General features: G+C 63.8%; 21 protein-coding genes and 1 tRNA gene. 3 read left to right on the forward strand and 19 right to left on the reverse strand.

What is annotated here, in order from left to right:
- Positions 1-2: 2 nt before the first annotated feature.
- The 8 genes from NYQ83_RS10535 to NYQ83_RS10570 form a co-directional block, all read right to left on the reverse strand.
- The gene (locus tag NYQ83_RS10535; RefSeq protein ID WP_261214559.1) at positions 3-1289 is read right to left on the reverse strand and encodes a glutamate-5-semialdehyde dehydrogenase; all 1287 of its coding nucleotides are present in this window, start codon (positions 1287-1289) and stop codon (positions 3-5) included.
- Positions 1290-1379: 90 nt separating this feature from the next.
- Positions 1380-1988, reverse strand: coding sequence for a Fic family protein (locus NYQ83_RS10540; RefSeq protein ID WP_261214561.1), 609 nt, complete (start codon positions 1986-1988; stop codon positions 1380-1382).
- A 34-nt stretch (positions 1989-2022) separates the two neighbouring features.
- Positions 2023-2235: a hypothetical protein gene (locus tag NYQ83_RS10545; RefSeq protein WP_261214562.1), complete on the reverse strand. Its 213-nt coding sequence runs from the start codon at positions 2233-2235 to the stop codon at positions 2023-2025.
- 96 nt (positions 2236-2331) lie between these two features.
- Positions 2332-3447 (reverse strand): glutamate 5-kinase, encoded by a 1116-nt coding sequence (proB, locus tag NYQ83_RS10550; RefSeq protein WP_261214563.1) that lies wholly within the window; start codon positions 3445-3447, stop codon positions 2332-2334.
- Between the two features lie 99 nt (positions 3448-3546).
- The gene (obgE, locus tag NYQ83_RS10555; RefSeq protein WP_261214564.1) at positions 3547-4575 is read right to left on the reverse strand and encodes a GTPase ObgE; all 1029 of its coding nucleotides are present in this window, start codon (positions 4573-4575) and stop codon (positions 3547-3549) included.
- Positions 4572-5138, reverse strand: a complete 567-nt coding sequence (locus tag NYQ83_RS10560; protein WP_261214565.1) for a GNAT family N-acetyltransferase — start codon at positions 5136-5138, stop codon at positions 4572-4574. Before NYQ83_RS10560 ends, obgE begins: the two co-directional genes overlap by 4 nt.
- 231 nt (positions 5139-5369) lie before the next feature.
- Positions 5370-5639, reverse strand: coding sequence for a 50S ribosomal protein L27 (rpmA, locus tag NYQ83_RS10565; RefSeq protein ID WP_092810591.1), 270 nt, complete (start codon positions 5637-5639; stop codon positions 5370-5372).
- A gap of 2 nt (positions 5640-5641) precedes the next feature.
- Positions 5642-6346 (reverse strand): 50S ribosomal protein L21, encoded by a 705-nt coding sequence (locus NYQ83_RS10570; protein ID WP_261214566.1) that lies wholly within the window; start codon positions 6344-6346, stop codon positions 5642-5644.
- A 539-nt stretch (positions 6347-6885) separates the two neighbouring features.
- On the opposite strand from NYQ83_RS10570, the gene NYQ83_RS10575 reads away from it, so the two are divergent.
- A tRNA-Ser gene (locus NYQ83_RS10575) sits at positions 6886-6975 on the forward strand.
- A gap of 275 nt (positions 6976-7250) precedes the next feature.
- On the opposite strand, the gene NYQ83_RS10580 is transcribed toward NYQ83_RS10575, so the two are convergent.
- The 3 genes from NYQ83_RS10580 to NYQ83_RS10590 all read right to left on the reverse strand — a co-directional run bounded on the left by NYQ83_RS10580 (position 7251) and on the right by NYQ83_RS10590 (position 9603).
- The gene (locus NYQ83_RS10580) at positions 7251-8750 is read right to left on the reverse strand and encodes an ATP-dependent nuclease (RefSeq protein WP_261214567.1); all 1500 of its coding nucleotides are present in this window, start codon (positions 8748-8750) and stop codon (positions 7251-7253) included.
- A gap of 179 nt (positions 8751-8929) precedes the next feature.
- The gene (locus NYQ83_RS10585; protein WP_261214568.1) at positions 8930-9352 is read right to left on the reverse strand and encodes a type II toxin-antitoxin system VapC family toxin; all 423 of its coding nucleotides are present in this window, start codon (positions 9350-9352) and stop codon (positions 8930-8932) included.
- On the reverse strand, positions 9349-9603 hold the full coding sequence (locus NYQ83_RS10590; RefSeq protein WP_234628659.1) for a FitA-like ribbon-helix-helix domain-containing protein: 255 nt from the start codon (positions 9601-9603) through the stop codon (positions 9349-9351). Before NYQ83_RS10590 ends, NYQ83_RS10585 begins: the two co-directional genes overlap by 4 nt.
- Positions 9604-9782: 179 nt before the next feature.
- Here NYQ83_RS10590 and NYQ83_RS10595 point away from each other — a divergent pair, with 179 nt between their 5' ends.
- Entirely contained in the window at positions 9783-10820 is a 1038-nt protein-coding gene (locus NYQ83_RS10595) for a zinc-dependent alcohol dehydrogenase family protein (RefSeq protein WP_261214569.1), read from the forward strand.
- Between the two features lie 76 nt (positions 10821-10896).
- Here NYQ83_RS10595 and NYQ83_RS10600 read toward each other — a convergent pair whose 3' ends face one another.
- Complete coding sequence (locus tag NYQ83_RS10600) at positions 10897-11631, reverse strand: SDR family oxidoreductase (RefSeq protein ID WP_261214570.1); 735 nt, start codon at positions 11629-11631, stop codon at positions 10897-10899.
- A 104-nt stretch (positions 11632-11735) separates the two neighbouring features.
- On the opposite strand from NYQ83_RS10600, the gene NYQ83_RS10605 reads away from it, so the two are divergent.
- Positions 11736-12623 carry an AraC family transcriptional regulator gene (locus NYQ83_RS10605; protein WP_261214571.1) on the forward strand — a complete coding sequence of 296 codons (888 nt, stop codon included), beginning with the start codon at positions 11736-11738 and terminating at the stop codon, positions 12621-12623.
- A gap of 233 nt (positions 12624-12856) precedes the next feature.
- Here NYQ83_RS10605 and NYQ83_RS10610 read toward each other — a convergent pair whose 3' ends face one another.
- From NYQ83_RS10610 to NYQ83_RS10640, 7 genes are all read right to left on the reverse strand, one after another.
- Positions 12857-14071: an acetate/propionate family kinase gene (locus NYQ83_RS10610; protein WP_261214572.1), complete on the reverse strand. Its 1215-nt coding sequence runs from the start codon at positions 14069-14071 to the stop codon at positions 12857-12859.
- Positions 14072-14084: 13 nt separating this feature from the next.
- A complete protein-coding gene (locus tag NYQ83_RS10615; protein WP_261214573.1) occupies positions 14085-15026 on the reverse strand; it encodes a bifunctional enoyl-CoA hydratase/phosphate acetyltransferase in 942 nt (313 codons plus the stop codon).
- 194 nt (positions 15027-15220) lie between these two features.
- Positions 15221-16396 carry an acetyl-CoA C-acetyltransferase gene (locus NYQ83_RS10620; protein WP_261214574.1) on the reverse strand — a complete coding sequence of 392 codons (1176 nt, stop codon included), beginning with the start codon at positions 16394-16396 and terminating at the stop codon, positions 15221-15223.
- A 115-nt stretch (positions 16397-16511) separates the two neighbouring features.
- A complete protein-coding gene (locus tag NYQ83_RS10625) occupies positions 16512-17168 on the reverse strand; it encodes a 3-oxoacid CoA-transferase subunit B (protein WP_261214575.1) in 657 nt (218 codons plus the stop codon).
- The gene (locus NYQ83_RS10630) at positions 17161-17823 is read right to left on the reverse strand and encodes a CoA transferase subunit A (RefSeq protein WP_261214576.1); all 663 of its coding nucleotides are present in this window, start codon (positions 17821-17823) and stop codon (positions 17161-17163) included. The genes NYQ83_RS10625 and NYQ83_RS10630 overlap by 8 nt, the downstream gene beginning before the upstream one ends.
- 96 nt (positions 17824-17919) lie before the next feature.
- A complete protein-coding gene (locus NYQ83_RS10635) occupies positions 17920-18234 on the reverse strand; it encodes a hypothetical protein (RefSeq protein ID WP_261214577.1) in 315 nt (104 codons plus the stop codon).
- On the reverse strand, positions 18231-19571 hold the full coding sequence (locus NYQ83_RS10640) for an acyclic terpene utilization AtuA family protein (RefSeq protein WP_261214578.1): 1341 nt from the start codon (positions 19569-19571) through the stop codon (positions 18231-18233). Before NYQ83_RS10640 ends, NYQ83_RS10635 begins: the two co-directional genes overlap by 4 nt.
- Positions 19572-19592 lie beyond the last annotated feature (21 nt).

A 19592-nucleotide genomic window follows, 5' to 3' on the forward strand; every position in this document is an offset into this window, starting at 1 on the left:
GCCTAGGGCCGTGTCTGGCCGCTGCCATAAACGCAATATTTGAAGCTCGTCAGCTGCTCCACGCCGACGGGACCGCGCGCATGCATCCGCCCCGTCGCGATGCCGATCTCCGCCCCCATACCGAATTCGCCGCCATCGGCGAATTGGGTGGAGGCGTTGTGCAGCACGATGGCGGAATCGACGAGCGCCATGAAACGGCGGGCGGCCGCCTCATCCTGCGTGATGATCGTCTCCGTATGCCCGGACCCGTAGCGGGCGATGTGCTCGCTCGCCGCCTCGACGCCGTCCACCACCTTCACGGCGATGATCTTGTCGAGATACTCCTTCGGCCAGTCCTCCTCGCTCGCCGCATGGGCCTGCGGGAAGAGCGCCCGCACGCTCTCGTCGCCCCGGATCTCGCAGCCGCCCATGGAAAGCGCCGACAGGATCGGTTCAAGATGCGTCTTGGCAACGGCCTGGTCGACGAGCAGCGTCTCCGCCGCCCCGCAAATGCCCGTGCGCCGGAGCTTGGAATTGACGGTCACGTCTACCGCCATCTGCAGGTCTGCCGCTTCATGCACATAAACGTGGCAGACGCCTTCCAGATGCGCGAAGACCGGCACGCGCGCCTCCTTCTGCACCCGCTCCACCAGGCTGCGCCCGCCGCGCGGCACGATGACGTCGAGATTGCCGGCGAGGCCTGCGAGCATTTCGCCGACGGCCGCACGGTCGCGCAGCGGCACGAGCTGGATTGCATCCTCCGGCAGCCCGGCGACGCGCAGCCCCTCGCTGAGGCAGGCATGGATCGCCGAAGAACTCTCCAGTGAATCCGAGCCCCCGCGCAGGATGACGGCATTGCCCGCCTTGAGGCAGAGTGCGCCCGCATCGGCGGTGACGTTCGGGCGGCTTTCATAGATCACGCCGATGACGCCGAGCGGCGTGCGCACGCGCGAAATCTTGAGCCCGTTCGGCCGCTCCCAGGAGGCGATCACGTCGCCGACTGGATCGGGAAGCGCCGCCACCTCTTCAAGGCTCTTCGCGATCGCCTCGATGCGCGCCGCATCGAGCTTCAGCCGGTCGAGCATTGCGGGCGCGAGACCCTCCGCCTCGCCGCGCTGCATATCGCGCGCATTGGCCTCCAGAATTTCGTCGGCCCGTCCGCGTACGGCATCCGCCATCGCGCGAAGCGCCGTATTCTTCTCGTCCGTCGTCGCAAGCCCAAGCGTTCGCGAAGCCGCGCGGGCACGAATGCCCATTTCAGCCATCAAGGCAGCGGCGTCGTTGTTCTGTCGCAGGGCTGCGAAAACCATCTTCGTCTCCACGTTTTTGGAGGGGAACAAGTGCTGTTAGCGCGCCAGGCGCAAGAGGAGCAAGGCGCAACAGGGGCAAGGTGCAGAGCCTTATCGCTGATAGGGCAGGCCCTCGTCTTCCAGCTGCGCCTGCACCAGCGCAGCCAGATAATCTTCCATCTCGGTGAAATCGAGATGGCCGTTTTCCCAAGCCTGATCGGCTGCGGCTAAAGCGTCTTCATACCCGCGTCGGTCCTCGCGGATGCGCTCTGGGAGGATCTTCCGGCCCGGCAGCAAAGCCCCCGCGCGGACGCAAAGAAGATAGTAGCTGGCCGCTCGCGCGGTTCTGCCGTTGCCCTCGACGAAGGGGTGTATCCAGTTCAAACGCCATAACCCGTATGCGGCGAGTTCGGTCGGGCTCCAAATGTACCAGTTTTCATGCACGTTGGAGATGAAACGGTCCATCCAATCGCCGACATCTTTGAAATGCGGGGGCTTGTGGTCGCCAACGTAGATGGGCTCCTCCCGATAGCGCCCGCCGAATGCCGAGATGTTGGCAACCGCGATATGGTTAAGCACCCACAACATGTATTTGTCGAAGGCACGTCCCTGCTGCAGCCCGATCTCGACGCAGTTTGTCATGTAGTCGTACTGACGCAGAAGATTTTGCTCCTGCATCCGCACGTACAGGTCGCCGTTCTCTTCTTCCAGAACCAGCATATCATCGACCTCGACTGGAAGCCGAACCACTTCGTCAGGCGGGGTTTCGGATCCGAATATGTCCGGCCGCCTCCTTGGCGGATTCCTTGGTTATTCGAGATCCTCGTGGCGCATTCCCGTAGGCGAAACTGGCCCTCTGCTCGAGAATTTGCTCATCCGTCATCACGACATTCTTCGCTTGCTCCAAGCGCGCATGCAATTCGGGTCGATCGGGCGCACGCTTCAGGGCTGCCTTTCGTTCGGCCATTCGTCCCTCCAACAAGTCCTACAGAACCATATCCCAACGACCCTTGCCCGCAAGTGACACGCGTCGGGCCGCGTATCCCCTTCGCTCGTCGGCCGCTCACGTCTCTCGGAGCACGAGATCGTCGTGATGGACGATAGCCGAGCGCCGCACATAGCCGAGAATCTCTGAGATTTCCTTCGATTGGTGCCCGATGATCTGCGCCGCCTCGTCGGCATCGTAACCGACGATGCCGCGGCCGATCTCGATCCCCTCAGGATCGACGAGAAGCACCGTATCGCCACGGGCGAAATGACCGGAAAAGCCGCTGACGCCCGGCGGCAGCAGCGACCGCCCGGCCCTGAGCGCCGTCACCGCCCCCGCATCGAGGCTGAGCGAGCCTTTCGGCTCCAGATGGCCGGCAATCCAGGCTTTTCGCGCCGTGGCGGGCGTCGTCTGCGGCCGGAACCAGGTGACGGGCGCCCCGCTGTCGATGCGCGTCAGCGGATTGAGGTGATGGCCGGAGCCGATCACCATGGCCGCGCCGGCCGCGACCGCGATCTTCGCCGCCTCGACCTTGGTGCGCATGCCGCCGCGCGACAATTCCGAGCCGGCGTCGCCTGCCATCGCCTCGATCTCGGGCGTGATCGCCGTCACCTCGGGAATGAGATGGGCATTGGCATCCTGCGCCGGAGGGGCCGAATAAAGCCCGTCGACATCCGACAAGAGCACCAGAAGATCGGCGCCGACCATGGCCGCGACGCGCGCCGCCAGCCGGTCATTGTCGCCGTAGCGAATTTCGGTCGTCGCCACCGTGTCGTTTTCGTTGACCACCGGCACGACGCCCATGCCGAGAAGCGTCGTCAAAGTGGCGCGCGCATTGAGATAGCGCCGCCGCTCTTCGGTGTCGCCCAACGTCAGGAGCACCTGCGCGGCATGGATCTCGCGCGTCTGCAGCTCCTCTGCCCAGGCCTTTGCCAGCGCGATCTGGCCGACGGCCGCCGCGGCCTGCGCCTCTTCCAGCTTGAAGCGCCGGCCGTTGAGGGAAAGCCGCCCGCGCCCGAGCGCGATCGCCCCGGACGAGACGACGAGGCATTCCGCCCCCTCCAGGCGCAAAGCCGCGAGATCGGCGGCCAGCGAGCCGAGCCAGTCGCGGCGCACGCCGCCGCCGCGCTCCACCAGAAGGGCGGAACCCACTTTGACGACGATGCGCTTGTAACCCGATAGCTTTCTCATTGCCCCCTCGCCCGGCTCCCGGCACCGCAGCCGGCCCCCCCGACGCTTGCCCACGCTCCCGCGCCAGGCAAAACCCGTGTCATCAAAGAACGCGCCTCATTAGAGCGGCGTCCATTCGCCGTCCTCTTCCGCCTCCTTCTTGCCGCCGCGCGGCAGCGCCGCAAGGCAAGCGTCGAGAACCTCCGAGACGCCTTCGCCCGTCCCGGCAGACACCAGGAACGGCTCTTTGCCCGACGCGTCGACGATCTCTGAAATCGCCACCTCCCGCGCGCCCTCGTCGAGAAGGTCGACGCGCGACAACGCGACAATGACCGGCTTTTCGGCAAGACCGTGACCGTAAGCGTTAAGTTCCTCGCGCACCGTGCGATAGGCGGCCGCGGGATCGCCGGAGGCATCGACGAGATGCAGAAGCGCACGGCAGCGTTCGATATGGCCTAAGAACCGGTCGCCGATCCCCGCCCCGTCATGCGCGCCTTCGATCAGGCCCGGAATGTCTGCGAGCACGAATTCGCCGCCCTTGTGGCGCACGACGCCGAGATTGGGATGCAGCGTCGTGAAGGGATAATCGGCAATCTTCGGTTTCGCCGCCGAAACGCGGGCAAGAAACGTCGATTTGCCGGCGTTCGGAAGCCCGACGAGCCCGATATCGGCAATCAGCTTCAGGCGCAGCCACACCCACATTTCCTGGCCTTCCTGGCCGGGATTGGCCCGCCGCGGCGCCTGGTTGATGGAGCTCTTGAAATGGATGTTGCCGAAGCCGCCATTGCCGCCATGGAGAAGCTTCACCCGCTCGCCGACATGGTCGAGATCGGCAAGAATCGTCTCGTTGTCTTCGGCAAAGACCTGCGTGCCGATCGGCACTTTCAAGACCACGTCCTTGCCGCCGGCACCGGTGCGGTTGCGCCCCATGCCGTGACCGCCGCGCTCCGCCTTGAAATGCTGCTGGTAGCGATAGTCGATGAGCGTGTTGAGCCCGTCGACCGCCTCCAGCCACACATCGCCGCCGCGGCCGCCGTCGCCGCCGTCCGGCCCGCCGAATTCGATGAACTTTTCGCGCCGGAACGAGACGGATCCCGAACCGCCGTCGCCGGAGCGCAGATAGACCTTCGCCTGGTCGAGGAACTTCATGGCGTTCTGCCTCCAACGGTCTCAAATTCGGACCGGGTCACCTGCATGTCGTCGACATCGACGTCACTGTCGCGGGCCCGGCAATAAAGCGAATAGCTGCCCGACTTCGTAAAGCCGAGCTTTTCCAGAACCCGGCGCGAGGCGGGATTGTCGACGAAGACGCCGGCGCCCACCCTCTCGGCCGGCGCATCGCCGCCGAAACCGGGTCGATCGAAGATCGCAGCCACCGTCGCGGCCAGCGCTTCCGTCGCATAGCCGCGCCCCCAGAACGGCCGGCCGACGAAATAGCCGAGACGCGGCATCTTGCGCGGCGGCGTGCCCGATCCGGCGCGCTTCACCGTCACCTCGCCGACGATCTGTTTGCCGCAGAGCATCGTGAGATGATGAAAACCCTCGTCCTGCTCCACCTGCTCGGAACGCTGCACGAACGGCCAGGCCGGCATCGCCAGCATGCGCACCACCTCCCAATCGTTCTTGAGGTGATCGAGGGTGGCGAGATGACGGGCGCGCTTCGGCGTCAGAACGAGCCGGTCGGTGGTCAAATCGCTGAGCGGTGAATGCATCGTCTCGTCAACCTTGCGGGCCAAAAACCTAGCGGCCTCTTCTGAGATTTCGGCAAGGGCCGGCGGGCGCCCCCCGGCCCGGCAGCACCCGAGGCGGGCGAACCGCAAAACAGGGCCCCAAATCGAAAAGGGCCTGGATCGAAAAGGGCCCCGAATCGAAAAGGGGAAGCGGTCGCCCGCTTCCCCTTCATCACTTGCGCTGGATCGGCGGGAGGCCGCGTCGCAACGCAGCTATTCGGCAGCCTCCACCGGCGGCAGCACCGAAATATAGGTGCGCCCCTTGAGGCCCTTGTGGAATTCCACGCGTCCGTCGGTCAGCGCGAAGATCGTGTGGTCCTTGCCAAGCCCGACATTCTGGCCCGGATGCCACTGCGTGCCGCGCTGGCGAACGATGATGTTGCCGGAGACGACCGCTTCGCCGCCGAACTTCTTGACGCCGAGGCGCCGGCCAGCGGTATCGCGGCCGTTTCTCGAAGAGCCGCCTGCTTTTTTGTGCGCCATGGTTACTTCTCCTTCGATTCGTCAGCGAGGGCCTTGGCCTGCGCGACCCAATCCTCGTTTTCGGCCTTGCCCTTGAGCTTCAGAGCCTCGTCCAGCTTCTGAAGGTCGTCCTTCGAAAAGCCGGCGATCTGGTCGTAGCGCGTGACGCCGGCCGCATTCAGCTTCTTTTCCATGGCCGGGCCGACGCCGCTCAGCTTCTTCAGGTCGTCCGGCTCGCCCGCCGGCGCCTCGAAGACGGCACCGTCCGTCTCGGCGTCCTTGGCAGGCTTCTTGGCTTCCGCCTTTTCGGCCGCTTTCGTCTCGGCCTTCGTCTCCGCCGGGGCGTCCGCCTTCGTCTCGGCCGGCTTCGCCTCGTCCTTCGGCGCCGCCTTCTTCGCCTTCGAAGGCTTCTTGCCGTCGGTCAGGATGTCGGTCACGCGGATGAGCGTGTAATCCTGGCGATGGCCGTTCTTGCGGCGCGAATTCTGCCGCCGGCGCTTCTTGAAGATGATGACCTTGCGGCCGCGCGTATGCTCCACGATTTCCGCGGTGACGGCGGCGCCGCCGACAAACGGCGAACCGATCTTCGGATCACCCTCGCCGCCGACCATGAGCACCTCTTCGAAGGTGACCGTGTCGCCGGCTTCGCCTGCGAGCTTTTCGACTTCCAGAAGCGTATCGGCGGCAACGCGATATTGCTTGCCGCCGGTTTTGATGACTGCGAACATTTCGTCCTCAATTCCCGTCCTGGCGGTGGCCCGCCGGATCGGCTTTTTGTTCAGTCTGAACCGGTTGATATGGGGCCGCTTGCGGCCAAAGCAAAACGGCGCCGGGCAGAGCCCACGCCGATTTCAGCCGCATAAAGATCAGCGAGCCCCGAAAGTCAAGGCCGCCGGCACCTGAAGACAGCCCTCGCTGCGCCCTTGCGTATCCCCCCCCCGAGGCTCCTCCTTCGGAGCCCCGCGAAACATCCTCGCTCGGCGCTCCCTGTGAGCGCACCCTTCGGCAAGCCTTCCGACCTCCCTGCTGCCGGACGCGCCGGACGCTCCCCATTGAGCACCGAAGCGTCTCTTCGGGAGCACCGCTCTGGGCGCCCCATCAAACACCCCTTAGGAACGCCCCGAAGCGGCCCGGCCGGTCCGAAACGCTGTCACGAAAACGGCCGATCTTGCGACAGGCTTGCACTTTTCCAGGAAATCTTTCCGACACCCTTGTCAGACGCATCATGCATGCGTAGATACGCGGCGCCTCGAATTTCAGCGCCCGCGGAGGGGTGCCGGAGCGGTCGAACGGGGCGGTCTCGAAAACCGTTGTGCGCGTGAGCGTACCCAGGGTTCGAATCCCTGCCCCTCCGCCATTTCCCGCTGATTGCCCTCTATTATCCGATATTGTTGCCGATGAGCGCACATTCGCCGTGTGGCCTGACGAAGGACCGATTCTACACTACAGCGCGATAAGTCTTGGAGGCCAGCGCCCGGCAGTTATCGACCTCATATCGAACATTCAGAATTAGCGATCTAATTCTCGTTAACTGCCATAGCATTCTCGGAAGTCATAATTGGAACGGCCATGTCAATAGCGGCCCATCCGCTGCTCGCCGATGCCAGCTCCAAGAATATGACAAGCTAATCCCTACACGAGACCACCAAGAAGCGTCATGAAACTCGCCTTATATGTTGGCCAAGTCGCCGTGGCGAACACGCCAGACAGTTTCTCCCTAATGACGTCGTCCGTTCCTTGGGTACGCGTCTTCAGATAGTCAGTCATCTCTTCGACAATCAATTTTGCCGCTTTCCTCTGGTCAGCACCCTCGAGATTTTTATCATATTTCGAGAGAATGCTCGTTATCTGCAGCAGATTGTCTCCAAATCTTGTTCGCATCTTCTGTTCGAACGCAGCAGAATTGCTGCCTGCATACTTCATCAAACCAACCTCCGGAGTGAAGGGTAGGAACGCGATCTGCTTTCTTAGTTGATTGTATTTTGACATCTTCGCATGGTTGTTCGATTTTTTCCAAGCTGAAATCACCTCGCCTGAAACGTCGCTGTCGAGCACGGCCATCTGTTTGACCGAAACGGGAAGCACAGAACGATTGCGGTCCAAGAAACCGACAACTTCGTTGAACCCTCCCACGGGCACAATTTTTGCCGATGGACGAAGGGTGGGGTTGGTGTATTTCTCGTTGACGAAAAGTTCGTAGAAAGAGGCCAAGAAATCTCTGGCGAAGAGATCCTCGACATATAGCATGATGTCAGGAAGGGCCTCCTCGTCCGATGCGATGTTGCCAATCGCATATGTTGGGAAGCAACCAACGATGGGGCTGATCTCGCCGTCCTCCTGCTTCTCAAGATAGATGATGCGTGTGTGGTCAATCGTCTTGAGCAAGGTAACGGAGTGGGTCGAAAAAATGACCGTCAGTGACTTATCTTTAGCTTGCTGCTCCAGATAACGAAGCAGTTCCACCTGCGCTCGCGGGTGGAGTGCCATCTCCAACTCGTCGACGATGATCATGCTGTTATTCGCAACGTTCTTCAATAAACGCAGCAATTTTAGGACGCACAACTCCCCAAGGCTGAAGTGCTTCTCCGAATGATAGGTCTGAGGTGACGTGCCCAAGGCCAACACGAAGGCATCATTTCCGATTCCTCGAGCGAGGTTAATCGAGCGCAGGTTCAAGAATTTTTTAGTCTGGAAGATCTGGTTCGCGGCAGAGATGATTTGCTTGTCTACAGTTTTGACGTGTCGCGTATCGAAATCTTCGGGCCTCGGCGTAATACGATCCGCCGTTGCGCCAATGTAGGTGACCGAGGAATATCCGAAGCTTTGAAACATGTGCGATGCGCTGCGCGGCCTTGGGGTCCAACGCTCGCCCCGATAAGCGTACTCGACTGTGATGCCGTTGACTTCATAGGTCACAGTCCCCGTTGTGTGATTGTCGAGGCGATCAGAGCGCAGGGACGACGGGAAGTGTACGGGAAAGGCGTTGCGAGTGCCCAATCGCCGAATGCAGGCCAGTAGGGAGGTCTTTCCTGAGCCATTGGCGCCGGTCAGTAGCCATACGCCCCGGTCGGGGATTGAGAATTTTAAGCGTTGAATATTGCGTAAATTGCAAATTTCGATCGACCCAGGCATTCGCTCCCCCAAACGATGGTTCCAAGTTAACAAAATCACTCATAACTGAAGATAAGCTTATCAAAGTTTAAATCTATCGCTTTGAGCAATTCGTCTTTGTTCGTGGGAACAGCCATACGTTCCTGCCTTGTTGCCAGATCCCGAAAGCTGCGACGGTCTGCTTTCGGCTACGTCCCTTCTCAGTGCCGGGCCATCCAAGGGTCGATCACCGGAACGCCTGCCGCGTGGAAAGCGCTGGCGTCGCGGGTCGCGACCGTAAAACCATGGGCGGTCGCAATCGCGGCGATATAGCCGTCCGGCGTTGGAAGGTCCTTGCCGGCCTTGCGGGCTGCAATCGCAAGATCTGCATAATGACGGGCGGCATCGGTGTCGAAGGCGAGGATTCTGCCCTCGAACAGTGGCAACATCCCGTCGACCATCGCCGCGAGTGTCTGCTTGCGCCGTCCATCCGGCAGCGCGCCGATGCCGAACAAGAGTTCCGCCACGCTCACGCTGGAGATGTAGAGGGTTTCGGCAGCCTGTTCGTCCAGCCAGTCGCGCAAAGCGGGCTCCGGCTCCGGCTTCATCGCTTCGGAGACGACGTTCGTATCCAGAACGATCATTCAAAGCTCATCGGCGTGGCGGCCGTCTTGTCGCGGGCCTGTTCCAGCGCCTCGAAATCGGCATTCGTCAGCCCGGCCTCGCGGCTCAACGCCGACAGGGCAGAGCCGAGGCGCAGGCGCTCGGCCGGACGCACGGCCGCTTCCAGAATGTCGCGCATTTCGGCTTCGGTGCTGCGGCCATGCTGCGCCGCGCGCACCTTGAGAGCGCGATGGGTCTCGTCCGAAAGATTGCGAATGGTCACCGCAGGCATCTGATGGCATCTCCGACCCAGTGATAGCAATGATATCATTGTGGCCAATATGACATCATCCGACAAGGCGTGATCGTTATCGGGCGGCGGGGCGTGAGCGGACCCACGAGATCGGCAAAGGCATTCTCACGCCCGCGATTTCCCCCTAAAGCTCTCGGCGAAACGGAGAGACCCCTGCGATGAAAGCCGTCCTGTTCGAAAAATTTCAAGAAGCGCCCCGGCTGGTCACGGTGCATGACCCGAGCCCCGAGACGCATGGGGTCGTGCTGAAGGTCGCGGCGACCGGCGTCTGTCGAAGCGACTGGCATGGATGGATGGGGCACGACAGCGACATTGAGCTGCCGCATGTTCCAGGCCACGAACTCGCCGGCGTCATCGCGGCCGTCGGCCGGAATGTCACCCGCTGGAAGGTGGGCGACAAGGTCACCGTGCCCTTCATCTGCGGCTGCGGCAGCTGTCCGGAATGCGCCGCGGGGCATCAGCAGGTCTGCCTCAATCAGGAGCAGCCGGGCTTCACCCATTGGGGCTCGTTTGCGGAATATGTCGCCATCCATCAGGCGGATCTGAACCTCGTCGCCCTTCCCGAAGGGATGGCGTTTGCGACCGCGGCGAGCCTCGGCTGCCGCTTTGCCACCTCTTTCCGGGCGGTGATCGATCAGGGCAAGGTGCGCGCCGGCCAGTGGGTGGCCGTGCATGGCTGCGGCGGTGTCGGTCTCTCCGCCGTCATGATCGCCTCGGCGGCCGGGGCGAACGTCATCGGCGTCGATCTCGATGAGGCAAAGCTCAATCTCGCGAAAGACCTCGGTGCCGTCGCCGTCATCAACGGCCAGGAGGCGGATGTCCCCGCCGCGATCAAAGAGATCACCAGGGGCGGCGCGCATGTCTCTCTCGATGCGCTCGGCCATCCGGTGACCATGACGAACTCCATCCTCGGCCTCAGGCCCCGGGGCAGACACATTCAGGTTGGGCTGATGCTCGGCGAACATGCCGCCCCTGCGATCCCCATGCCCAAGATCGTCGGCCAGGAGATCGAACTCATCGGCTCTCACGGCATGCAGGCGCACCGCTATGGCGCCATGCTCGACATGGTGGCGAGCGGCAAGCTCGATCCCGCCCGCCTGGTGGGCGATCAGATCAGCCTTGCCGAGGCGCCCGAGGCCCTGATGGCCATGGACAAATTCCAGTCCGTCGGCGCCACCGTCATCACCCGCTTCTGAGACGGGCCGAAAATCTCTCATCGGAACGTTCCGCATCGCGGCGAGGCTCTTCGGCGGGGGTGAGGAGCCCGCCTCATCAATCCTGAGCGGTCGGACGCACGACAATGCTGCCGATCTCGACATCCTCAGGCTGGTCGATGGTGAAGGCGATCGCCCGTGCGATCGCATCGGGTGAAATCGCCAGCTCGTCCTTGCGCTTTTGGATCGCGGCCTTGATGTCGGGATCGCTGATCGCGCGCTCTGCAAACGACGTGTCGATGAAACCCGGAGAGACTTCCGTCGTACGCAGATTGGGCGATTCTTGCCGCAGCGCTTCGGTGGCGGTGCTCAGCGCGTTCTTGGTCGCCGCGTAGACGCCCATTGTCGGCACGATTTTGAGGCCCGCCGTCGAAACGACGTTGATGATATGCCCGCTTCCCTGACGGCCGAAAACGGGAAGTGCCGCGGCGATGCCGTAAAGCGCGCCCCGCAAATTCACGTCGATCATGGCGTCCCAATCATCGACATGCAGAGAGTCGAAGCGCGAAATCGGGCCGATGCCCGCATTGTTGACGATGACGTCCAGCCGGCCGAACCGCTCGCAGGCGAGTCCAACCAGCGCGTCGAGGTCCGCGCGTCGGGTGACGTCGGTCGCACGATAGACGGCCTTGCCGCCCTCTCGCTCGATCTCTTGCGCCACGGCGGCGATCTCCGCCTCGCTTCGTGCGCCGAGCACCAGATGCGCTCCGTGCGCGGCAAGATGAAGGGCGGTCGCCCGGCCGATCCCGCGGCCGGCTCCCGTCAGGACGACGACTTTGTTGGCGATGGTCACGGTGAAGGCTCCGTCTCCCGATTGGAAGCACGAGCCTATGCGGCCATTTCCGGATGATCTATGCTCGATAAGCCATGTCTTCGTCGCGATACGCCGAAATATCCATGGATCCCTTCTCGCAGGTTCTGGCCGCGCTTGGCGCTCGGAGCGTTCGGGGAACGGGCCTAGAAGCCGCTGGAGACTGGGCCCTCGCCTTCGACGGGCGCGCCCGGCTGAAATTCGTGGCGGTGACCCGCGGCCGATGCTTTCTCCTCCTTCCGGGCCAGCCACCGGAGATGCTGGAGGAAGGCGATGTCGTCCTGATCGCCAACACGCGCTATGTCGTCGCCAGCGATCCGGCGGTCGAGCCGATCGAAGGCATGCCGCTCTATGAGAACCCAGGCCAGGACGTGGTGCGTCTCGGGGCGGGCGACGAGACGGTCATGATGGGCGGCGGCAGCGGCTTTTCCGGTGGCAGCGCCGCGTTCGTCCTCGACGCGCTGCCGGCGTTTCTGCGCATCGACCGGACCTCACCCGCCGCCGCATCTGTCGCAACGACGCTGCAATCCTTGCGACATGAGGTCGACAGCAAGGAGCTCGGCGGCGCGCTCGTCGCCGAGCGATTGGCGGAAATTCTCGTCATCGAGGCGGTCCGCGCCTTCGTCGCCACCCGTCCTGCAAACAAAGTCGGCTGGATCACCGCGCTGGCGGACCCGCGCATCGGCAAGGCGCTCACGGCGCTGCACGGCGATGTCGCGCGCCGTTGGACAGTCCCGATCTTGGCGTCGGAGGTCGGCATGTCGCGTTCAGCCTTTGCGCAGCGTTTTGCCGATCGTGTCGGCCGCCCGCCGCTCGATTACCTCACCCGCTGGCGCATGGTTCTGGCACAGCGCCAGCTCAGCGCCGGCGAGAGCGTCGCAACCGTTGCGGCCGCGGTGGGTTACAGCTCACAAAGCGCCTTCTCACATGCCTTCAAACGAACCTTCGGCCATACGCCGAGCGCAGGCGGCTGATCGTCCCCGCCTCAAACGCGCAGCGCTCCGCCTGTTTCGATCCACGCCCCTGCGCGAGGGGCGACTGTCCCCAGGATAAGCCAGCGAAACGGCAGAGGAAATGGCGCCGTCTGCGCGAAACGGCGCTGCTGGCGCCCGGCGCGTCGGGCCGGAGAGCTCAGGGACAGAGCCCGCCACGCATCATGGCAAGGCGCACGCGCCTTACCGCATCTCAAATAGCAGACATGATCCCGTTACGCGGCGTTGCGGAAATTCATGAGATCGACGGCATGGCGGGCGATCATGAATTCCTCGTTGGTCGGGATGATCGCGACGGGAAGCGTCGCGGGTGCGGAGATGAGGGTCTCTCCGCTTTCGTTCGCCGCCGCGTCGATCGAGATCCCGAGGAAGGCGAGGTAGTCGCAGATCCGCGCCCGTACCGGCGCGGAATGCTCTCCGATGCCGGCGGTGAAGACGAGCGCGTCGAGCCCGCCCAGCGCACAGCAGAGCGCCCCGATCTCCTTCGCCACGCGGTAGCAGAAGAGATCGACCGCCTCTTTCGCCTCCGGCCGGTCACTCTCCAGAAGCACGCGCATGTCGTTCGAAATGCCCGAAACGCCGAGAAGTCCCGATTCCTGATAAAGGAGATGTTCCAGCGCGTCGGCATCCATCCCCATCTCGCGCATGAGATAGATCAGGATGCCGGGATCGAGGCTGCCGGACCGCGTCCCCATCGGCACGCCTTCGAGCGCCGAAAAACCCATCGTCGTGTCGATGCTGCGTCCGTCTTTGAGGCCGCAGAGGCTCGAACCGTTGCCGAGATGGGCAACCACCACCCGGCCCTCGGCCACCTCCGGCAGCGTCTCGCGCAGCTTGCCGGCGATATATTCATAAGAGAGGCCATGAAAGCCGTAGCGCTGCACACCCTTCTCGCTCAATCGCCGCGGCAGACCATAGGTCTTCGCCATAAACGGCTGCGAATGGTGGAAGGCCGTGTCGAAGCAGGCGATCTGCGGCAGACCGTCGAAACTCTCGGCGAGCACCCGGATCGCCGAAACGTTCTGCGGCTGGTGCAGAGGGGCGAGCGGAACCAGAGTTTCCAGCTCGTCGAGAACGTGGTTCGTCACCCGCACGGGATGATGGAAGCCGGCCCCGCCGTGAACGACACGATGCCCGGCGGCGAGAAGCGGCAGATCCGGCAGGCGCGCGCGGATCCAGGCGATGAGATCGCGCAACAGAGGCGCAACACCGCCCGTATCCCGCTCCGCCCAGGATTCGCGGGCAAGCGAGGCGCCATCGACATCCTTGACGGAGAATTCCGCCGCCGTGCCGATGCCGGTCACCTGGCCGGAAAACAGAGGGGAAATGTCTTTCCCGGCATCGGCGACCTGAAAGACGGTGAACTTGATGCTGGAGGAGCCGCTGTTGAGAACCAAGAGGGCGCCTTCGCGCGACATTTCTGAGGGCATGGCAAACTCCATTTCACGCGACCGCGGCATGGTTGGCGACGAGAGAGGCGAGCGCACAGGAGGACAGGCGGGAATCGAGGCTGTCGGCGCGGCTCGTCAGCATCACCGGAACGGCGGTGCCGAGAACGATGCCTGCGACCTCGGCACGCCCGAGGAAGGTGAGTTCCTTGACGAGCATGTTGCCGGCCGCGAGATCCGGCACGAGCAGGATATCGGGACGGCCCGCGACTTCCGAGACGATGCCCTTGGTTTGCGCCGCTTCGGCCGAGATCGCATTGTCGAAGGCGAGCGGCCCGTCGATGATGCCGCCGCGGATCTGGCCGCGATCGGCCATCTTGCAGAGCGCCGCCGCATCGACGGTCGACGGGATCTTCGGATTGACCGTTTCGACCGCGGAAAGAACCGCGACCCGCGGCGCCTCCACGCCCAGCGCCCGCGCCAGATCGATGGCGTTTTGCGCAATATGCGCCTTGTCTTCGAGCGTCGGCGCGATGTTGACGACGCCGTCGGTGATCATCAGCGATTTCGGATAGGTCGGAACGCGCATCATGAAGACGTGGCTGATGCGCTTTGACGTGCGCAGGCCGCGGTCGCGCTTGACGACGGCGCCCATCAATTCGTCGGAATGCAGCGCCCCCTTCATCACCGCGCCGGTCTCCCCTTCCCGGGCGAGATCGATACCGCGCGCGGCAGCGGCGGCCGCATTCGGCGCCTCAACGATGCGCAGGCCCGAAATGTCGATCTCATGGGCGAGCGCGAGCTTCTCGATCATCGCACTCGGACCGACGAGCACGGGATCGATCAGCGCCTCGCGCGCACCGTCGGCCGCACTGCGCAGAGAGGTCTCGTCGCACGGGTAGATGACGGAGGTCGGCAGCGGCGGCAGATGCGCGCACAGCTCTTTGAGGCGGGCGAGCTGCGAACGCGTTTCGGGGATCTGAGAAAAGGCAGTCATGGGAAAAGTCCTAGGATAAGCGGGGGGCGTGAGCGGGGGACGAATGGGCGGAGGAAGCGGGCTCCCTGCCGCCTCCCGCCCGGAAGTGTGGACGGGCGGGAGGCGCGACCGCCGGACCGATCTGGAATGGGAGGGAGCTGTCGGGCCGGAGGTCGGGGGGAGCGAGGGAGGAGGATGACGGGTGGTTCAGCGCCTCAATCGCGAGCGACGCAGAGCGCCATGCCCATGCCGCCGCCGATGCACAACGTGGCGAGGCCCTTCTTGGCGTCGCGGCGCTGCATTTCGTTGAGAAGCGTCACCAGGATGCGCGCACCGGAGGCACCGATCGGATGGCCGAGCGCGATCGCCCCGCCATTGACGTTGACCTTGTCGGTGTCGAAGTCGAGCTCGGTGTTGACGGCGATCGCCTGAGCGGCAAAGGCCTCGTTCGCCTCGATCAGATCGAGATCCGTGGCCGACCATCCGGCCTTGTCGAGCGCCTTGCGCGAGGCCGCGATCGGGCCGGTGCCCATGATCTTCGGATCGACGCCGGCGGTCGCCCAGGAGACGATGCGGGCCATCGGGGTCGCGCCGCGCTTTTCGGCCGTCTCCGACGACATCAACACCACGCCGGCCGCGCCGTCGTTGATGCCCGACGCATTGCCGGCCGTGACGCTGCCCGATTTGCTGAAGGCGGGGCGCAGCTTCGCAAGGCCTTCCGGCGTCGTGTCGGGACGAATGAATTCATCCGCATCGACAATCGTCTCGCCCTTGCGCGAATGCACGCTCACGGGAACGATCTCGGCGGCGAAACGACCCTCCTCGCGGGCCGCTGCGGCCTTGCGCTGCGAGGCGGCGGCAAAAGCGTCCTGCATTTCGCGGGTGATGCCGTAGCCGTCGGCGACGTTCTCCGCCGTCATGCCCATGTGATAATCGTTGAAGGCGTCCCACAGGCCGTCCTTGATCATCGTATCGACCATCTCGGCCGGCCCCATCTTCACGCCCTTGCGCAGATAGGTGGCATGCGGGGCAAGGCTCATATTCTCCTGCCCGCCGGCAATGATGACATTGGCGTCGCCGCAGGTGAGAGATTGCAGGCCGAGCGCGACGGCGCGCAGCCCCGAGCCGCAGACCTGGTTGACGGTCAACGCCGTCGTGGTCACCGGCAGCCCGGCCTGGATCGCCGCCTGCCGCGCCGGGTTCTGCCCGAGCCCCGCCGTCAGCACATGGCCGAGGATCACGTCGTCGACCTCCTGCGGGGCGAGCCCCGCGCGGCTCAGAAGCGCGCGGATGACGACGGCGCCGAGCTCTGCTGCCGGAACCGTGGAAAGCCCGCCTGCGAACGAGCCGATGGCGGTGCGTGCGGCTGCGGTGATTACGATGTCAGTCATGATGGGATGTCCCATGAGAAGAGGTTGCTGCGACCCCCTCCCCGCCCCGTTGAAGGCGCCCGCGCTTTCTGCCGGGCGGCCACGGTGCCGGGAGAGGATTGTTGTCGGCGGTCGCTCAGGCGGCCACCTTCATCTCGCCCACGGCGTCGGGAACGATGAGGCTCGCTTCGGTTGCCGCAAGGACGTCCTCGACGCTCGTTCCGGGTGCGACCTCGCTGAGGACGAGGCCGTCCGCGGTCGGCTTGATGACCGCCATTTCCGTCACGATCAGATCGACGCGGCGTTCCGCCGTCAGCGGCAGGCTGCATTCCTTGACGATCTTCGGCGCGCCCTTGGCGGTGTGCGTCATGGCGACGATCACCTTCTTCGCCCCGGCGACGAGGTCCATCGCCCCGCCCATGCCCGGCACCATCTTTCCGGGCACCATCCAGTTGGCGAGATAGCCGCGCTCGTCGACCTGCAGGCCGCCGAGAACCGTGACGTCGAGATGCCCGCCGCGGATGAGGCCGAAGGAGAAGCCGGAATCGAAGCCCGCCGCTCCCGGCACGGCACCGATCGGATTGCCGCCGGCATCCGTCAGATCGAGATCTTCCAGGCCCGGATGCGGCAGCATGCTCATGCCGATGATGCCGTTCTCGGACTGAAAGAAGACCTCCAGATCCTTCGGCAGATAGGAGGCGACGAGCGTCGGCATGCCGATGCCGAGATTGACGAGATCGCCGGATTTCAGCTCCTGCGCGATCCGCTTGGCGATCAGAACCTTGTTATCCATGGCAGGCTTCCTTCGAGACCAGATAGTCGACCAGGACGTGCGGCGTGGCGATCACATCGGGCGCCAGCGTTCCGACCGGGACGATCGCTTCGGCTTCGGCGAACACCTTGTCGGCCGCCATCGCCATCAGCGGATTGAAGTTCCTCGCCGTCAGCGAATAGGTGAGATTGCCGAGATAATCGGTGAGCTTGGCATTGATGAGCGCCACATCGGCGCGCAACGGCTTGGCGAGCACATAAGTCTCACCGTCGACCTCGAGCGTCGTCTCGCCTTCGGCCGCCAGCGTGCCAACGCCAGTGCGGGTGAGAACCCCGCCGAGGCCGAAGCCGCCCGCCCGGATGCGCTCGGCGAGCGTGCCCTGCGGCACCAGCTCCACGTCCAGCTCCTCGGCGATCATCAGCTTCTGGGTGATCGGATTGGTGCCGATATGGCTGGTGATGACCTTGCGCACGAGACCGGCATCGATGAGCTTGCCGATGCCGATGCCGGGTTTCGCCGTATCGTTTGAGATAATCGTGAGATCGGACTTCTTCTGCCGCACCAGGGCATCGATCAGCCGCGGCGGTGTGCCGGAGCCCATGAAACCGCCGATCATCACCACCGCGCCGTCTTCGATCCGTTCAACGGCATCGTCGACGCAGATGACTTCGCACATGATATTTTCCTTGCCTGCGAGAGGGTTTCTTCGGGGGAGGACCGGTCTGCGCCGAAGGCCTGCCGGAAGGGGGGAGTTCCTCCCCCGAAGAGGGGCTCAGACGTCGCTGTCGGGGATTTCCAGCGCCAGAAGCGCGGAGCCGAGACATTTGCCGTGCGGGTCGAGAGCGAGCGAGCGGGTCACGCCGCCGCCGAGCGCTTCGTACATGACGAAGTTCAGGGCGCCGATGCTGGGCAGTTCGTAGCGGACGACGTCGCCGTGAACGATGCCCTTGAAATGCTCCTTCACCCGTTCGGCCGTCACATGGGTGGCAAGCCGCGCATAATCTTTCTCGTCATAGGCAATGACCGAGATGTTGGAGATGTCGCCTTTGTCGCCGGTACGCGAATGGGCAATGTCGAAGAGTTTCATGATTGCACCTCAATGATCTGGATCCGCGGGGTCACGGCTGCCCGTGGCACGAGGGCGGAAAGCATCGCCACGACCTGTCGGGCCGATTTGGTCGCACCGCCGCCGCCGGCCGGGCCGTTCGTGTAGAGGGTCTCCACCTCGTTGCCGATGCGCACGGCCTCTTTCATGCTCTCGCAACGGCCGGTGACGCGGGCGCGCACTTCGGTCGGCTCGGGCTGGGGCGCGAGGACGTCGCGATGGATGGCGTTGACGCCGATGAGGTCGTAGCGCAGCTCGCTGCTCTGCAGTCCGATGATGTCGAGCCGCTCCTGGACGATCTCGAGAGCGAGCTTCGCCCGGGCCAAGGCGCCCGGCCCCGCATAGGAGATCTGCCCCTCGCCGATATACCCGTCGACATAGCCGACGGAGACCTTCAGCGTCGCCGGCCTCTCGCGGCCCGTCACGCCCTCGACCCGCACGCGGTCGGGGCCCTCCTGGGTGAAGGTGATCTGCGAGAAATCGGCCGTCACGTCGGGCGTCAGATAGCTCTTCGGATCATGCACCTCGTAGAGGATCTGCTCTTTGCAGGTGTCAGTCGTGACGTGACCGCCCGCGCTCTCCACCTTGGTGATGACGAAGCTGCCGTCCTCGCTGACTTCCGCAATCGGGAAGCCGAGATGGCCGAGACCCTGCACGTCCTTGCGGCCCGGCTCTGCGAAATAGCCGCCGGTGACCTGGCCGCCGCATTCCAGGAGATGGCCGACGGCCGTCCCCTTGGCGAGATGCGCCCAGTCGTCGAAGGCCCAGCCGAACTCCTTGATCTGCGGAGCGAGGAACAAGGCCGGATCCGCGACACGGCCGGTGATGACGACATCGGCCCCCTGCTCCAGCGCTTCCACGATCGGCGCGGCGCCGAGATAGGCATTGCCGGAGACGAGCACGTTCGACATCGACGCCGCCGGCTGCCCGGTCTCGGTGATCTTGATGTCGCCGGACTTCAGGGTCTCCAGAACATCGTCGCCGGAAACGGCAGCAATCTTCAGGGAAAGCCCCTGTGCGGCCGCGATTTCCCGGGTCTTTTCGGCCCCGGCTTCAGGGTTCGCCGCGCCCATATTGGTGATGATCTTGATGCCCTTTTCGGCACAGACCTTGAGAACGGCCTCCATGCGATCGGCCAGAAGGGCGTCATAGCCCTTGGTGGGATCGGCGAGCTTTGCCTTCTGGGCGATGGCGATCGTGCGCTCGGCCAGGCACTCGAAGACGAGGTAGTCGATCTTGCCTTTTTGGGCGAGCTCGAGCGCCGGCTCGATGCGGTCTCCAGAATACCCGGCACCGGCACCGATACGAATGGTTTTCATGATGAAATACTCCTGGAATGA

This window comes from Afifella sp. JA880, assembly GCF_025379905.1.
Classification (GTDB): Bacteria; Pseudomonadota; Alphaproteobacteria; order Rhizobiales; family Afifellaceae; genus Afifella; species Afifella aestuarii.

Excerpts from the sequence above, each read along its gene's own strand:
- NYQ83_RS10535 (WP_261214559.1), bottom strand. The coding sequence starts at position 1,289 with ATGGTTTTCGCAGCCCTGCGACAGAACAACGACGCCGCTGCCTTGATG.
- NYQ83_RS10540 (WP_261214561.1), bottom strand. The coding sequence starts at position 1,988 with ATGCTGGTTCTGGAAGAAGAGAACGGCGACCTGTACGTGCGGATGCAG.
- NYQ83_RS10545 (WP_261214562.1), bottom strand. The coding sequence starts at position 2,235 with ATGGCCGAACGAAAGGCAGCCCTGAAGCGTGCGCCCGATCGACCCGAA.
- proB (WP_261214563.1), bottom strand. The coding sequence starts at position 3,447 with ATGAGAAAGCTATCGGGTTACAAGCGCATCGTCGTCAAAGTGGGTTCC.
- obgE (WP_261214564.1), bottom strand. The coding sequence starts at position 4,575 with ATGAAGTTCCTCGACCAGGCGAAGGTCTATCTGCGCTCCGGCGACGGC.
- NYQ83_RS10560 (WP_261214565.1), bottom strand. The coding sequence starts at position 5,138 with ATGCATTCACCGCTCAGCGATTTGACCACCGACCGGCTCGTTCTGACG.
- rpmA (WP_092810591.1), bottom strand. The coding sequence starts at position 5,639 with ATGGCGCACAAAAAAGCAGGCGGCTCTTCGAGAAACGGCCGCGATACC.
- NYQ83_RS10570 (WP_261214566.1), bottom strand. The coding sequence starts at position 6,346 with ATGTTCGCAGTCATCAAAACCGGCGGCAAGCAATATCGCGTTGCCGCC.
- NYQ83_RS10580 (WP_261214567.1), bottom strand. The coding sequence starts at position 8,750 with ATGCCTGGGTCGATCGAAATTTGCAATTTACGCAATATTCAACGCTTA.
- NYQ83_RS10585 (WP_261214568.1), bottom strand. The coding sequence starts at position 9,352 with ATGATCGTTCTGGATACGAACGTCGTCTCCGAAGCGATGAAGCCGGAG.
- NYQ83_RS10590 (WP_234628659.1), bottom strand. The coding sequence starts at position 9,603 with ATGCCTGCGGTGACCATTCGCAATCTTTCGGACGAGACCCATCGCGCT.
- NYQ83_RS10595 (WP_261214569.1), top strand. The coding sequence starts at position 9,783 with ATGAAAGCCGTCCTGTTCGAAAAATTTCAAGAAGCGCCCCGGCTGGTC.
- NYQ83_RS10605 (WP_261214571.1), top strand. The coding sequence starts at position 11,736 with ATGGATCCCTTCTCGCAGGTTCTGGCCGCGCTTGGCGCTCGGAGCGTT.
- NYQ83_RS10610 (WP_261214572.1), bottom strand. The coding sequence starts at position 14,071 with ATGCCCTCAGAAATGTCGCGCGAAGGCGCCCTCTTGGTTCTCAACAGC.
- NYQ83_RS10615 (WP_261214573.1), bottom strand. The coding sequence starts at position 15,026 with ATGACTGCCTTTTCTCAGATCCCCGAAACGCGTTCGCAGCTCGCCCGC.
- NYQ83_RS10620 (WP_261214574.1), bottom strand. The coding sequence starts at position 16,396 with ATGACTGACATCGTAATCACCGCAGCCGCACGCACCGCCATCGGCTCG.
- NYQ83_RS10625 (WP_261214575.1), bottom strand. The coding sequence starts at position 17,168 with ATGGATAACAAGGTTCTGATCGCCAAGCGGATCGCGCAGGAGCTGAAA.
- NYQ83_RS10630 (WP_261214576.1), bottom strand. The coding sequence starts at position 17,823 with ATGTGCGAAGTCATCTGCGTCGACGATGCCGTTGAACGGATCGAAGAC.
- NYQ83_RS10635 (WP_261214577.1), bottom strand. The coding sequence starts at position 18,234 with ATGAAACTCTTCGACATTGCCCATTCGCGTACCGGCGACAAAGGCGAC.
- NYQ83_RS10640 (WP_261214578.1), bottom strand. The coding sequence starts at position 19,571 with ATGAAAACCATTCGTATCGGTGCCGGTGCCGGGTATTCTGGAGACCGC.